Here is a 1,197-nt window from a genome sequence, read left to right as displayed (position 1 = left end):
TGTAATCCCCCCATTTCAAGTAGCAAAAATAACTAGACTATCACGCTGCTTGTAAAATGGTTCTAGGTGGTACACCACCAATTGCTGTATTGGGACGTTCGTTATTGTATGTCCAAAGCCATTTTGTTGCTACATCTTGTGCATGTGCAACACTTTCAAATTCATGCATATCTAGCCACTCATGTCGTGCTGTGCGATTAAACCGTTCGATATATGCATTTTGAGTTGGCTTCCCAGGTTGAATATACATCAATGTGATATTGTGTTTAATTGCCCAGGTAACCAATTGATTGCTTACATATTCTGGGCCGTTATCACAGCGGATCATTGCTGGTTTACCTCGCCATTCCATGATTTGCTCTAGTGTGCGTATGACTCGTAAGCTTGGCATTGATAAATCCACATCAACTGCAAGGCCTTCACGGTTATAGTCATCAATAACATTAAGTGAACGAATAGCACGACCATCTGCCAGCGCATCGGACATAAAATCCATAGACCACACTTGATTGGGTTTGGTCGGCACACTCAGTTCGTCCGGTTTATCACGCTTTAAACGTTTACGAGGCTTGATTCGCAAGTTCAGCTCTAACTCTCGATAGATGCGGTAAACACGCTTGTGGTTCCAGCTAAAGCCTTTGACGTTGCGCAAATACAAAAAACACAGGCCAAACCCCCAGCGCTTGTGCGTAGTAGTTAAACGCAACAGCCAATCGGCAATGAGTGCGTTCTCAGTAGAGTGTTTCGCCTGATAGCGATAGCCACTTTCACTGATATCGACACATGCACATGCTAATCGAATACTAAACCGACGAGTATTTACCAGCTCCTTTGCCACCTCACGTCGTCTTGATGGCGTTAGAGCTTTCCCTCGATGATCTCCTGACGAATATCGGCTTTGATACGCTCTTCAGCGTACATCTTCTTCAAGCGCTTATTCTCGGCTTCTAACTCTTTAAGCCGTTTCATCATCGAGGTATCCATACCACCGAACTTTGAACGCCAGTTGTAAAACTGTGCGCTGCTCATACCATGCTCGCGGCACAAGTCTTGAACAGAGACGCCTTGCTCATTTTGCTTCAAAATAGCCATGATCTGGCTATCGCTGTATTTTGATTTTCTCATCGAAAACTCCTTTGCTAATAGTGTAGCGGAATTTTCTAGTTAAAACTGCTCTCTTTTTTCGGGGGGATTACA

The 1,197-nt window shown here is 44.1% G+C and carries 1 protein-coding gene; it reads right to left on the bottom strand.

The features are described from left to right. Window positions 1–40: 40 nt before the first annotated feature. Window positions 41–1,125, bottom strand: a protein-coding gene (locus NLF92_RS12635; RefSeq protein ID WP_254102541.1) for an IS3 family transposase whose coding sequence is annotated in 2 segments (ribosomal slippage) — window positions 41–864 and window positions 864–1,125 — 1,086 coding nt in all. Because the reading frame shifts where the segments join, the coding sequence is not laid out codon by codon here. Between the last annotated feature and the right edge of the window lie 72 nt (window positions 1,126–1,197).

This window comes from Opacimonas viscosa (assembly GCF_024199005.1).
In the GTDB taxonomy this organism is placed as follows: Bacteria; Pseudomonadota; Gammaproteobacteria; order Enterobacterales; family Alteromonadaceae; genus Opacimonas; species Opacimonas viscosa.
This window is presented reverse-complemented; position numbering and strand designations above follow the sequence as displayed.